Below are 12,512 nucleotides of genomic sequence, written 5' to 3'. Positions count from 1 at the left end.
CCGGGCGAATTCGCCCGGCGCGCCCCGCGCCTGCCGTGTCTGCCGTACCTGGCCGTGTCTGCCGTACCTGGCCGTGTCTGCCGTACCTGGCCTTATCTGCGGTGCGTGCCGCGCACGGTCCGTGCCGGCTTCCCGCCTGCCGCAGCCGCTCCCCGGGCGCGGGCCCTCAGTCCTCGAGGGCGTCGAACGCCTTCAGCAGCCGCCGCTGGACGTCGGTGATGTGGTAGTACGCGCCGAGCTTGTAGTACTCCTCGTCGGGCGACAGCGTGAGCCCGTAGACGAGGGTGCGCTGCTCGCCGACGTACGCGTACGGCGCCTTGGTCGCGTAGTTGTGGAACATCTCGATGTCGCCCTCGTCCGAGGAGGGCACCAGCGTGGGGTCGGTGCTGATCACGGCGAAGCACAGCCGGTCGATCCTGCCGGTGTCCCAGTTGAGGGTGGGGTAGACCGAGAACGAGCGCTTGCAGAACTCCAGCCCCAGCTCGGTGGGAACGTGCAGGCCCAGCTCCCGGACCAGGGCCAGGACGGACTCCGGCTCCAGCTTCTTGCGGTCGAGGTTGCTGAAGTAGAGGTTGACCTGCCGCTTCTTGTAGTCCATCGAGGTCATCTGGACCTTGTCCAGACCGTAGCGGGCGAACAGCTCGGCGTTCTCGGCCACCGCCTTCGGCATGGACGGGATGGCGCTCAGCTCGGCGACCCCGGGCATCTCGTCGGTGGGGAAGAACGCGTACGTCTTCTTGAAACCGCCGGTGACCTCGCCGTCGATGGCGAACAGCGAGACCGGAAGGTGCTTCAGGGTGTCCGCGAGCAGGTCGTCGACGGGGTGGCCGGTCGCCGGGAACAGACCCTTCTCCAGCACGGTGGCATACGGGTCGCCGTGGCTCACCGGCGCCGAAATGCTGAAGTCCAGCTCCGTGGAGCGGCGTCCGCTCGCCATGGAGAAGACGACCACGCCCTCGGTGAGCGTGTCCTGGAAAGCGGTCAGCAGCGGATAGATCTTGTCACGTGCGCAGTCCACGTCCAGCAGCCCGGCCGCTTCCTCCATGGCCGCGTACACGCGCTCGACATCAGCGGCTCCGGACATTGAAACCTCCACACCATCGATCTGACGGTCAGTCTGAATGGGATCCGTTCAGGGGCGCGCGGCACGCGGCGCAGCCGTTCATGGCCGTCCGTGCCGCTCCCCGGCTCCAGCTTCGGCCATGCCCCATGAGCATGGCTGGAGGATCGATTGGTGACGGCTTGGCGGGCGGACCTTCGGCCCGTAGGGTCGCGCACATCGGCGGCGACGTCGCCTGCCCTACGCCGTGCGGGCGACATCGGCGGGCGGCGCGCAAAAGCCGCCCCGCCAAGGGCTGTTCACCACACCTCACCGGTCGTCCGGTGACCGATACGGCCTGACGGGGCCGACGCCCGGCAGCCGGCCCCACACCGTGCGGTGCCCGGCCGGGCGACCACACCAGGCCATGGGAAAAGGGGAGTTCACTGATGACGGACGAGCCCGGCAACCCGGACGCGTGGCGCATCGCGGAGTTGGAGCGCGAGGTTCGCGAACTTCGCCGCACCAACGAGGCACTGCGGATGTACGTGGCCGACGAGCTCGAACTCCCGGCCGACGTCACCAGGGGTGTCACGCACGGCGGCAGGAACATGGCGGCCGCCCCGCCCCCCGGGCGGGTACAGGACGCCCGGTGGACCCCGCAGCGGTCGCCGCGGATTCCCGAACTGCCCTGCCCCGTCGTCGAGTTGCGTGCGCTGGGCCCGATCGAGGTCGTCGTCGGCGGCCGCCTCGCCGACCCGGGAGCGCCCAAGCAGCGCGCGCTGCTGACGCTGCTGGCCTCCAAGGCGGGCGAACCGGTGGCCGTCGACGTGATCGTCGAGGAGCTGTGGGCCGGGAACCCGCCGCCGTCGGCGATCGCCTCGCTGCGGGCGTACGTCGCCAACCTGAGGCGCATGCTGGAGCCCGGCCGCGCGCCCCGGACCCCGCCGATGGTGCTGCGCACCTACGGACGCGGCTATCTGCTGGACAGCCGGGCCGTCGAGGTCGACGTGCACCGTTTCAGCGAACGGGCCGTCGCCGGCTGGCAGGCACTGGACCGGGGCGACCCGCACCGCGCGGTCGACGAGTTCGAGGCGGGGCTGGCGCTGTGGCGTGGGCAGGCCTACGCCGAGGTGGCCGACACCGCCTGTGTGCGGCCGGACGCGGCACGGCTGGAGGAGCTGCGGCTGTCGGTGGTCGAGGGGCGCTGCGCGGCCCTGCTCGCGGCCGGGGCCCACGAGATCGCGGCAGCCGAACTCGAGGCGTTCGTCCAGGCCCATCCCCTGCGCGAATACGGATGCGAACTGCTGAGCCTGGCCCTCTACCGGGCGGGCCGGCAGGCCGGCGCGCTGGCGGTGCTGCGCACGAACAGGAAGCGGCTGGCGGACGAGTTGGGGATCGAGCCGCGGCCGGCGCTGCAACTGCTGGAGCAGCAGATACTCAACCAGGCACCGTCACTGGACTGGCGCCCGCATCCCGGAGCGGTCGCGAAGTCGGCCTGAGACAGGTCACCAAGTCGGTGCGAGGCGTGTCGCGAAGTCGGCTCGGGGCGACGGCGGTTGGGGATCGGTGCGGCTTGGGTCGCTCTTGCCTGCGGGCCGGTGTGTTCCCGACGCACGTCGCCGGCGGGCGGTGCGCTCTGCGGGCTCGGCCGCACGGGCCGCGGGGCCGCGGGCTCCGGCGACGCCAACCCGGCGCCAAGCCGGGGAACAGCGCGGGCCAATCAGCCCGGCCGAAGATGAGGGCCGCGGCAGCGGCCGAGCAGAGCGCCGTCCCGGCGGCGCCACCGCCGTCGCCCGGGACCGCACGCCGGCCTGACCGCCCTCCCGTCCCGACTCCGTGACGCCGCCCGCTGTGACGTCGCCCGGCGGGTGCGGGGTGGTCTTTCCGGGACCCTTGGCGCGGAGATGCCGGCCGTGTCACAATGCCGGCACGTCTTCCCTGCCCGAAATCCCGCTGTCCGTCGGCTGAGGTTTCGCCGCTGTGCGGCAGCCGCCTGTCAGCCGGCACCGTGCCTGGATACAGCGGGAGTTGCGGAAGCCGACGGTCCGTCTCTCGCCGGCCTTCACCGGTCGCAGCATGTCCGCGGCTGTCCGCGCGACGGGCTCCGGGCTGCGCGGCGAAAGCCCGCACCAGCCCCCCTCCCCCCTTCCCCGTGCGGGTTGCCGGCCGCTCCTGCCCTCCTTGCGGCCCCGCCCCGTCGCCGGACAGCCGGCGGAACAGCTGCCGGCGGGCAGTGGGTTCGCACGGCGGACGCCGGCCGCGCCATCGAAACGAGGCCTTCCGGCACGCTCACCGTCGGCTCGCACGGCGCCGGCCTGCCCGGAATCCGCCCTTCCGTATGGAGGGTCTACCGCTGCGCGCGCAGCCTGTACGGATTTTTTCCAGTGTCCCGCATCTCGCTTGCCGCCGGCTTGGCGTCGGCTTGGCCCCGGCTCCGTGAACAGAGGAGTGAAAAGTGCTCAAAGGCTCAGAGACGGTGAACGAGGAATTCGACCACGGCACGACGGCCGTCGGCTCCAGGGCGGGCGGCAGGCCCGCGGTCCGCGTGATTCCCGGGCAACGGCCGGCAGGCGGTGGCGGGGACACGCGCCGCATCGCCGATCTGGAGCGCGAGGTGCGCGAGCTCAGGCGGGCGAACGAGAAACTGAAGATGTACTTCGCGAAGGCTCTCGATCTCGACCTGCCGCTCACCGGTGCGGGCCGCGAGAGCAGGGGCCACGGCGAAGGCGCGGACGGTGATGCCGATGCCGCGTCCGTGGGCCGGACCGGGGTGCGGCCGCGGGAGACGCCGCAGGCGCCCGCGGCCGGGGTGGAGTTCCGGGTGCTGGGGCCGATGGAGGCCACTGTCGGCGGCCGGGCGGTGGACCTGGGGGCGCCGAAGCAGCGTGCCGCGCTCGCGCTGCTGGTCAGCCAGATGGGCCGGCCGGTGTCGGTCGATGTGATGCTGGAGGAGCTGTGGGACGGGCAGCCGCCGCCCTCGGGGATGACGTCGCTGCACGCGTACGTGGCCAATCTGCGCAGGGTGCTGGAGCCCGATCGCGCGCCGCGCACGCCGGCGACGGTGCTGCGCACCCGCGGCCGGGGCTATCTGCTGGACGGCCGCTTCGCGCAGGTCGACGCCCGTCGCTTCGGCGAGCGGGCGACGGCCGGGTGGCAGGCACTGGACCGGGGCGACCTGCGGCGGGCACTGAGCGCGTTCGAGGAGGGGCTGGCGCTGTGGCGCGGGCAGGCCTACGCGGAGGTGGCCGACACCGCGCAGGTGGCTCCGGAACGGGTGCGGCTGGAGGAGCTGCGGCTGTCGGCCACCGAGGGCCGCTGCGCGGCGCTGATCGCTGTGGGCGCGCATGAGGTCGCCGTGTCCGAACTGGCGGCCTTCACCCGCGCCCATCCGCTGCGCGAATACGGTTGTGAACTGCTGGGCCTGGCGTTGTACCGGGCCGGACGGCAGGCCGACGCCCTGGCTGTGCTGCGCACCCATCACCAGCGGATGGCGCAGGAGCTGGGCATCGACCCGAGTCCGTCGCTTCAGCATCTGGAGGGTGAGATCCTGCGCCAGGCCCCGGAGTTGGGCTGAGGCGCGGGGCGCCTCCGCGTCCCCGTCCCCTTTCCTGCCGGGCCTCCCGGCGGATGCCGGAAGGCCGTGGCGGAAGGCTGTCAGCTGCTTTCGAGCGCGGGTTCGCGGTCGGGCTCGCCGGCCGGCGCCGTGGGGGTGCCGTCGTCGTGGCGCCCGAACAGTTTGCTGGGCCACCACATCCACCGGCCCACGTCCAGGGTCAGCGCGGTGACCAGCACCGAGCGGACGATCATGGTGTCCAGCAGCACGCCGAACGCCACCGTGAATCCGAGTTCGGCCGCGAACAGCAGCGGCAGCGAGGCCATCGCCGCGAAGGTGCCGGCCAGCACCAGGCCCGCCGAGGTGATCACACCGCCCGTGGCGGACAGACCCTCCAGTGCGCCGCGCCGGGTGCCGTGCTCCTCGGTGATCTCGCGTACCCGGGTGACCAGGAAGATGTTGTAGTCGACGCCCAGGGCGACCAGGAACACGAACGCCAGGAGCGGGAAGGAGGCGTCCGCCCCGGCGAAGTGGAACACGTGGTTGAAGACCAGGCTGCTCACGCCGAGGGCCGCGGCGAACGACAGCACCACCGTCGCCATGAGCAGCAGCGGGGCGACGACCGCCCGCAGCAGCAGCATCAGGATGAGGAAGACGACGAGGAGCACGATGGGGATGATCACCTTGGAGTCGCGGGCGGCCGCGTCCCGTGTGTCGAGGGTGATCGCCGCGTTGCCGCCGACCTGGGCGTCCGCTGTCCCGATGCCGTGGACGGCGGTTCTGGCCCGCTTGACGGTGTCCAGGGCGGCCGAGCTGCTGGGGGCGTCCTCGAGTTCTCCGGCCAGGAGGGCGTCACCGCCCTTGACCACCGGCGGCGCGACCTCGGCGATGCCGGGGACGTCGGCCAGTGCCGTCCTGACCCGCTCCGCAGAGTCGGCGTTGGTCACGACGTAGATGGGGTCGCCCGAGCCGGCCGGGAAGTGCCTGGCCTGGATCTCCTGGCCGACGGCCATCTGCGGTTTGTCGGTGAACTGGTCCTTGGTGGAGAGTCCGTCGGCCTTGAGCCCGAGCATGGCGACGGCCATGGCGCCCAGGACGACCGCGGTCCCGATCCACACCGTCCGCGGCCGGCCGGAGATGGCGGTGCCGACCCGGGTCCAGATGCCTTGCTTGGCCGCCTCGGCCGCTCCGTAGGCCGGCTTGACCGGCCAGAAGATCCAGCGGCCGAAGATGACCAGGAGGGCCGGCATCAGGGTGATCATGGCGAGCAGTCCGACGGCGATGCCGATGGCGCAGGCCGGCCCGAGCCCCTGGGTGGAGCGGAGCGTGGCCAGCATCAGCAGGGTCAGGCTGACCGCGACGGTGGCGGCGCTGGCGATGATCGCCGGGCTGCACCGGCGCAGCGCCTCGGCCATCGCCTCGTGCCGGTCCTCGTGCAGCCGCAGTTCTTCCCGGTAGCGCGAGGTGAGCAGGAGTGCGTAGTCGGTGGCGGCGCCGAACACCAGCACGGTCAGGATGAAGCTGGTCTGCGAGTTGACGGTGAGTCCGGCGTTCTTCGCCAGCAGATAGATCACCGCCTCCGACGCGCTCAGGGCGACGCCGGCGGTCAGCAGGGGCACCAGGGGCAGCACCGGGCTGCGGTAGGTGAGCAGCAGGATCACTATCACCACCAGCGCGGTGATGGCCGTCAGGCTGCCTCCGCCGCCGAAGGCCTCGATCGAGTCGGACGCGTGGCCGGCCGGTCCGGTGACATGGAATCCCAGACCGTCGGCGTCCTTCTTGCCGATGTCGGTCAGTGAGGTGACGACCTCGTTGATGCCGTTCCAGCCGGTCTTGTCCTTCTGCACCTGGACCACGGTCTGGATGGCCATGCCGTCGTCGGACTTCAGCGGTCCCTGCGGCCGGCCCACGACGCTGCTGTTGTCCGCGAAGGCCTCGGCGTCCGCTCGGGCCTTGTCCATGTCGGCGGGGGTGACGCCGCCGGGCCGGTCGTAGATCACGATCGCGGGCATGGTGTCGGAGCGCTGGAACTTGTCGGACCGTTCGACGACCTTGGTCGACTCCGCGTTCGCGGGCAGCCAGGCCGAACTGTCGTTCTTCTCGACGTCGCCGAGCTTGCCCGCGAGCATGCCGGCCGGGATCAGCAGGGCCACCCAGAGGGCGAGGACGACCCATTTCGCCACCCTGCCGCTGGGCAGGGAAGCAATTCTGCGAAGCATGTGTCACTCCTGAGCGATCACTCGATGTGTGAGGGCTTGTCGGGATCGGCAGCGATGCGGAAGACGGTGTCGAGGTCGCTGCCGGGACGGCGGGCGCCGGCGGTGAGCACGCGGGCGGCCTTGTCGCCGCCGAGGACGACCGTGATCCCCCGCTGCGGCGGGCCAGGCGTTTCCGGGACCACCGGCGGCGCCGGCGGCACCGGCCCGGTGTGGGTCACCGCGGCGGCGGCGCCGAGGGCCACGACAGCCAGGTCTCCTGCGACAGGTCCTCGGCGTCGGTGACGGTGCCGAGCAGGGTGGAGACGAGGGAGAGGAAGGGGCCGCCGCCCTCGGTGGACGTCTTTGCCGCAGCCCTTGTCAGCGGATCCGGCACCGCTCCTGCGGGCCGCCCCGGGACAGGGCCGTTCTCGGGTCTGACGGGGGGTAGGACATCTTCGGACCTCTCCTTGCGGATGCATTCCGAACAAGGACCCGTCCGGATCCCGGAAATGTGACATCACCCCGCACGGTTGTGACACACGTCACGACCCCCGGGCTGCCGTCGCGCCGGCACCCGCCGGCCTCGCCGTCCCGGCCCGGCACCGGGCCGGCGCTGTCGCTCCGCAGCCTGTGCGGCACAGCCGTCCGCAGCCCTGTGCGGCACAGCCGCGAGAGTGCCCCGACCGGCAGGAGACGCAGTCCGGCGAGGCCGTCACCGGCCCTGCTCCGCGCATTCCGCTTCGGCGCCGCGCGCGGGCGCTCCGCGTAGGGCGACGGTGCCGCCCCGGGCGCCGGCCCGGTCGGCTTGCCGCCCACGCCCGGCCCGGTCGCGGTGAGCAGCGCGTGCCGGCCCCCGGCGCGGCCCGCGGCCCGACCGGGGGCTCGGACGGCTTCGCGCTGCTCAGCGGCCCGGAGGGCGTGGTGTCGTGCGGCCGCGCGGGCGCGGGGAAGTTCTCGGGCCCGATCGCCATGTCACATCCCGCCTGCCGGGTCTGTCTTATGAGCGACACCTCACGTCGGTCCGACACGAAAAGGAGAAGACCGTGGCAGTACAGAGCGCAGCCTCCGCTACCGGAGCAGCCGGAACCGAGGGGGGGAATCCCCGGCGGTGGCTCATCCTCGCCGTCATCTGCATCGCGCAGCTCATGGTCGTCCTCGACGCGACGGTGATGAACCTCGCACTGCCCTCCGCCCAGGAGGACCTGGGGTTCTCGGACTCCGACCGGCAGTGGGTCGTGACCGCGTACCTGCTGGTGTTCGGAAGCCTGTTGCTGTTCTGCGGACGGCTGGTCGACCTGATCGGCCGTAAGGAGACCTTCCTCATCGGGCTGGTCGGCTTCGCGGGCGCCTCCGCCATCGGCGGCGCTTCGAACAGCTTCGGCATGCTGGCGGCCTCGCGTGCCGGCCAGGGGCTGTTCGCCGCGCTGCTGGCGCCGGCCGCCCTGGCGTTGCTGGTCACGACGTTCACCGATCCGAAGGAACGGGCCAAGGCCTTCGGTGCCTTCAGCGCGGTCGCGGCCAGCGGCAGTGGCCTCGGGCTCATCATCGGCGGTTCGCTGACCTCCTCCCTGTCCTGGCGCTGGTGCATGTACATCAACCTGCTGTTCGTCGGCATCGCCGCGGTCGGGGGCGCGCTGCTGATGGCCCGGCAGCCCAAGACGCCCGGCGCCCGCCTGGACCTGCCGGGCGTGGTCGTGGGCTCGGGCGGGATGTTCTGCCTGGTCTACGGCTTCTCCAACGCCGCCACGCACAGCTGGGGCACCCCCTCGACGTGGGGCTTCCTGATCGCCAGCGCCGTGCTGCTGATCGCCTTCGCCGGCTGGCAGACCCGTGCCAAGCACCCGCTGCTGCCGCCGCGCATCGTCCTGGACCGCAACCGCGGCGGCGCGTACCTCACCATGCTGATCGCCGGCGCGGGCATGTACGGCATCTTCCTGTTCGTCATCTACTACATGCAGAGCACCCTGGGTTACTCGGCGATCAAGTCGGGTGTCGCCCTGCTGCCGATGGTGGCGACCACCGCGGTGGGTGCCAACGTGGGCAACATCAAGCTGATGCCGCGGTTCGGCCCCCGGCCGCTGGTCGTCGTCGGCCTGCTGCTCGGCTCGGCCGCCATGGTCTGGCTGACCGGGATCGACGCGGATTCGGGCTACGCGTCCGCCCTGCTCGGACCGATCATGATCGTGGGCGGCGGCATGGGCCTCATCTTCGCCTCGGCGCTGGGCACCGGCACCTCCGGTGTGGGACCGCACGACGCGGGGATCGCTTCGGCGAGCATCCAGACCGGACAGCAGATCGGCGGCGCGATCGGCCTCGCACTGCTCAACACGATGGCGACCAGTTCCACGACCGACTACATCGCGGACCACGCGCAGGGCCGGCCGACTGCGCAGCTGATCCACCTTGCGTCGGTCCACGGCTACGTCACGGCGTTCTGGTGGTGCGCCGGCATCTTCGCGCTCGGCGCCCTCGTCGGTGGTGTGCTGCTGCGCAGCGGCCCGCTGCCGGTGCCCGCCGCCGCGCCCGCCGGGAAGCCTTCGGAGCCCGAGACCGCCCGGGCCTGACAGCCCCGCCGCCCCGCCAAGCGCTCGGCGGGGCGGAGAAGAACCCGTGTATCCCGACCCTGGAGAACTCTGATGAGCGTGCGCATGTTCCGCGCGAAGATACGGCCCGAGAAGACCGCCGACATGGAGGCGGCGGGAAAGGAGCTGTTCGCGGCCATCGAGGCCGCCCAGCCGCAAGGCGTCCGCTACACCTGGTGCAGGCTTCAGGACGACGAGACCTACCTGCTCCTGGTCGACCTCGAGGACGACGCCGCCAACCCCCTCGCCGCCCTGTCCACCTTCACGGACGTGATGGCTGAACTCAAGGGCGACTGGATCGCCGAGCCGCTGACCATGGAGCAGTTGACACCCATCGGGTCGTACCGGCTCTTCTGACCCGCTCCCGCCCGGCCGGCTGCTGCCGCGCCGGCGGAACGGCGGCACACCGGGCTCCGGTTCCGGACGGCGACCTGCCACGGCCGCCCGTCCGCACCGGAGCCCCGGCCGTCTCCGTCACCCCTTCGCGCCGACACTCCCCCGGCTTCCCCGCTTTCCCGGCTCGCAGCGGCCTGCTGCCCGGGCCGCGCCCGCGTCTTCTCGATCCCGGGTCCGGCGCCGGGCGAGCGTGCTCAGTTCCTGCGGTGTGAGGTCGTCCGGCGGCCGTACACGGACGAAGATCCGGCCGGGGCCGGGGCATTTGCCCGCCGGATGCCGCGCCTGTGACCTGCCCGTGGACCGCGTCCGGGCCCGCGCCGCGCTCCTTCGGCCCCGGGCAGGGCAGGGTGAGGCCGCGGTCCTCGCCGTCGCGCAGCGCAGCGGTGTCAGGCCGCGGGCCTGCGCCATGGCGGTCGGCCGCGCGTCCAGCGGGTTCGCGGACCGGCCGACAAGCCGACGAGCCGACATGCGACGAGCCGGCGTCCGCCGGGCCCCTGACACCTGACACCTGGCGCTTGGCGCTTGGCGCTCGGCGCTCGGTGCTCGGCGCTTGGCGCTTGGCGCTTGGCGCTTGGCGCTTGGCGCTTGGCGGCAGTGTCGGTCCGCCGCGGGGTCGTTGTCGGCGGGTGGCCGTCTGCGGCGCAGTGGCGGCGGGTCGGGGCGGGGCCTGCCGGCGCACGGACCGGCCGCCCGCACCCGGGCGTCCGCACCCGGGCGTCCGCCCGAAGCCGCGTGACCGCCCGAGGCGAGGCCGCGTGACCGCCCGAGGCCGGAGCAGTCGAGTGGTGACGGGACCACGAGCCGCCCGGTCGGCACCGGGTCACGGACCAAGTCGCCGCCAAGCCCACGCCCATACGCTCGCCAAGCCCATGCCCCTACGCTCTCGACGGCACCGACAAAGTCCGCAGGCCGCGCGTCACGGGCCCGGAAGCGGCCTCACGGCAGCCAGGCGGCTTACCGGCAGGGTGTGCCGGCCCGGTACGCCCGGCGGCCCGGAAACCTTCCCCCGTGAAAGGGAACAGCGCATGGTCACTCGGCGGTCCTTTCCCGCCGGCGCGGGCGGGGCGGCACCGGCACCTGGCCGCGGCCGGGGGCGGTCCCGTGTCCGCCTCGCCCGGTCCTCACCCGGGGGCAGGCGGAACCGGCGGTGTCCCGCCCGGTGCGGCGACATCCGCCCTGGCTGATGCGCCGATGACCCGTACGACCCCTACGACCCGCACCACCTGTCCCACCTCGCGCAGAGCGTGCGGTGATCCTCGCGTAGCAGGGCATGCGAGCAGGGCCTCCCGGAGCCCGGGGGACGCCGAAAACACCCCGCGTCCCCGGGAAGCCCATGCCGTTGCCCGGACGCGCAGCCTGAGCAGTTCACAACCAATGGGGGCGAAATGGAAGACACGAACAAGGCGCCTGTTCTCATAGCGGGCGCCGGGATCGGCGGACTCACCGCGGCACTGAGCCTGCACGCCGCGGGCATCGACACGGTCGTGCTGGAGAGCTCCCGCGACATCCGGCCGCTCGGCGTCGGGATGAATCTCCTGCCGCACGGCGTCCGCGAGCTGACCGAACTCGGCCTCGGCGACGGCCTCGCCGCCCTCGGCGTGGCCACGGCCGAGCACGTTTTCTGCGACAGCGCGGGCAACCAGCTCTTCGCCGAGCCGCGCGGGCTGTCCCAGGGCTACCGCTGGCCGCAGTACTCCATCCACCGCGGCGAGTTGCAGATGCTGCTCCTCGAGCGGGTCCGTGAACGGCTCGGCCCCGACGCCGTGCGCACCGGCGTGCGGCTGCTGGACTTCACCGAGGACCCCGGCGCCGTGCGTGTCCGGGTGCGGGACCGCGCGCGGGACGCCGAGGAGACGCTCGAGGGCAGCGCGCTGATCGGCGCCGACGGACTGCACTCGACGGTCCGCTCCCGGCTGCACCCGAAGGAGGGACCGCTGTCCTGGTCGGGCCAGCGGATGTGGCGGGGCGTCACGGTGCAGGAAGAGCCCTTCCTGACCGGCCGGTCCATGGTGGTCGCCAGCGACGGCACCGCCTCGCTCGTCGCGTACCCGATCGGCCGGAACCGGGTGAACTGGGTGTGCCTGGTGCGGGTCGCCGAACCCGGCCCCCTGCCCGAGGACGGCGCCGTGGACACGGCCGACGACTACCGTGAGGGCCGCGTCGACGACGCGCTGTCCCACTACGACGGCTGGTCACTGGGCTGGCTCGATGTCCGCGAGCTGCTCAAGCGCAGCGAGCACATCCTCGAATACCCCATGGTCGACCGCGAACCGCTGTCCGCCTGGGGCCGCGGCCGGGTGACGCTGCTGGGCGACGCCGCCCACCCCATGTATCCCGCCGGCGCCAACGGCGCCTCCCAGGCCGTGCTCGACGCGCGGGTCCTCGCCCACGAGCTGGCGCGGGCGGGCGACGACACGCCGGCAGGGCTGGCCGCGTACGAGCGCGCCCGGGTGGAGGCGACCGCGAACGTCGTCCACGCGGGCCGCGCGATGGAGCGCGCCGCCGGGCCCGCGATGCTGGACCGCGGCCGGCTCGCCCAGATCATGGAGTTCTACCGCAAGATGGCCGACAGCGAAGTCGCCGAGCTCAACGCCCGGCCTTCCCTGACACCGTCCGGCACCGGCACCGGCACCGGCAGCGACGGCCGGGCGACGTCGTGACGTCGTACCCCGTCCGTCCGGGCCGGTAGCGGCCGCTCAGCCGGAACGGGGCCGGCCCGGGTCCGGGGCCCGGGCCGGCGC

The 12,512-nt window shown here is 72.6% G+C and carries 9 protein-coding genes; 5 read left to right on the top strand and 4 right to left on the bottom strand.

Annotation, left to right across the window (positions count from 1 at the left end):
* Nucleotides 1-166 precede the first annotated feature (166 nt).
* Complete coding sequence (locus tag ACFVYS_RS43345) at nt 167-1,084, bottom strand: aromatic prenyltransferase (protein WP_389511351.1); 918 nt, start codon at nt 1,082-1,084, stop codon at nt 167-169.
* A gap of 404 nt (nt 1,085-1,488) precedes the next feature.
* Here ACFVYS_RS43345 and ACFVYS_RS43340 point away from each other — a divergent pair, with 404 nt between their 5' ends.
* Both ACFVYS_RS43340 and ACFVYS_RS43335 read left to right on the top strand, forming a co-directional pair.
* Nucleotides 1,489-2,541 (top strand): BTAD domain-containing putative transcriptional regulator, encoded by a 1,053-nt coding sequence (locus tag ACFVYS_RS43340; protein WP_389511349.1) that lies wholly within the window; start codon nt 1,489-1,491, stop codon nt 2,539-2,541.
* 956 nt (nt 2,542-3,497) lie between these two features.
* Nucleotides 3,498-4,616 carry a BTAD domain-containing putative transcriptional regulator gene (locus ACFVYS_RS43335; RefSeq protein WP_389511347.1) on the top strand — a complete coding sequence of 373 codons (1,119 nt, stop codon included), beginning with the start codon at nt 3,498-3,500 and terminating at the stop codon, nt 4,614-4,616.
* Between the two features lie 80 nt (nt 4,617-4,696).
* Here the strand turns inward: ACFVYS_RS43335 and ACFVYS_RS43330 are convergent, their stop codons facing one another.
* The 3 genes from ACFVYS_RS43330 to ACFVYS_RS43320 are packed head-to-tail and all read right to left on the bottom strand — an operon-like array spanning nt 4,697 to nt 7,187.
* Nucleotides 4,697-6,814 carry an MMPL family transporter gene (locus ACFVYS_RS43330; RefSeq protein ID WP_389511345.1) on the bottom strand — a complete coding sequence of 706 codons (2,118 nt, stop codon included), beginning with the start codon at nt 6,812-6,814 and terminating at the stop codon, nt 4,697-4,699.
* Between the two features lie 17 nt (nt 6,815-6,831).
* Nucleotides 6,832-7,056: a hypothetical protein gene (locus ACFVYS_RS43325; protein ID WP_389511344.1), complete on the bottom strand. Its 225-nt coding sequence runs from the start codon at nt 7,054-7,056 to the stop codon at nt 6,832-6,834.
* Nucleotides 7,029-7,187 carry a hypothetical protein gene (locus tag ACFVYS_RS43320; RefSeq protein WP_389511342.1) on the bottom strand — a complete coding sequence of 53 codons (159 nt, stop codon included), beginning with the start codon at nt 7,185-7,187 and terminating at the stop codon, nt 7,029-7,031. Before ACFVYS_RS43320 ends, ACFVYS_RS43325 begins: the two co-directional genes overlap by 28 nt.
* A gap of 649 nt (nt 7,188-7,836) precedes the next feature.
* On the opposite strand from ACFVYS_RS43320, the gene ACFVYS_RS43315 reads away from it, so the two are divergent.
* The 3 genes from ACFVYS_RS43315 to ACFVYS_RS43305 all read left to right on the top strand — a co-directional run bounded on the left by ACFVYS_RS43315 (nt 7,837) and on the right by ACFVYS_RS43305 (nt 12,431).
* Nucleotides 7,837-9,357, top strand: a complete 1,521-nt coding sequence (locus tag ACFVYS_RS43315; RefSeq protein ID WP_389511341.1) for an MFS transporter — start codon at nt 7,837-7,839, stop codon at nt 9,355-9,357.
* 72 nt (nt 9,358-9,429) lie between these two features.
* The gene (locus ACFVYS_RS43310; RefSeq protein WP_389511339.1) at nt 9,430-9,732 is read left to right on the top strand and encodes a hypothetical protein; all 303 of its coding nucleotides are present in this window, start codon (nt 9,430-9,432) and stop codon (nt 9,730-9,732) included.
* A gap of 1,424 nt (nt 9,733-11,156) precedes the next feature.
* Nucleotides 11,157-12,431, top strand: coding sequence for an FAD-dependent monooxygenase (locus ACFVYS_RS43305; protein ID WP_389511337.1), 1,275 nt, complete (start codon nt 11,157-11,159; stop codon nt 12,429-12,431).
* The last annotated feature ends 81 nt before the right edge of the window (nt 12,432-12,512 follow it).

The sequence above is a fragment of the Streptomyces sp. NPDC058295 genome, assembly GCF_042880655.1.
Lineage (GTDB): Bacteria > Actinomycetota > Actinomycetes > Streptomycetales > Streptomycetaceae > Streptomyces > Streptomyces coriariae.
Note: the sequence above shows the minus strand (reverse complement) of the source record. Positions and strands in the feature narration are given on the sequence as shown.

Bases quoted from the DNA above. Each gene is read 5' to 3' on its own strand.
- ACFVYS_RS43305 (WP_389511337.1), top strand. From the start codon at position 11,157: ATGGAAGACACGAACAAGGCGCCTGTTCTCATAGCGGGCGCCGGGATC.
- ACFVYS_RS43310 (WP_389511339.1), top strand. From the start codon at position 9,430: ATGAGCGTGCGCATGTTCCGCGCGAAGATACGGCCCGAGAAGACCGCC.
- ACFVYS_RS43330 (WP_389511345.1), bottom strand. From the start codon at position 6,814: ATGCTTCGCAGAATTGCTTCCCTGCCCAGCGGCAGGGTGGCGAAATGG.
- ACFVYS_RS43345 (WP_389511351.1), bottom strand. From the start codon at position 1,084: ATGTCCGGAGCCGCTGATGTCGAGCGCGTGTACGCGGCCATGGAGGAA.
- ACFVYS_RS43340 (WP_389511349.1), top strand. From the start codon at position 1,489: ATGACGGACGAGCCCGGCAACCCGGACGCGTGGCGCATCGCGGAGTTG.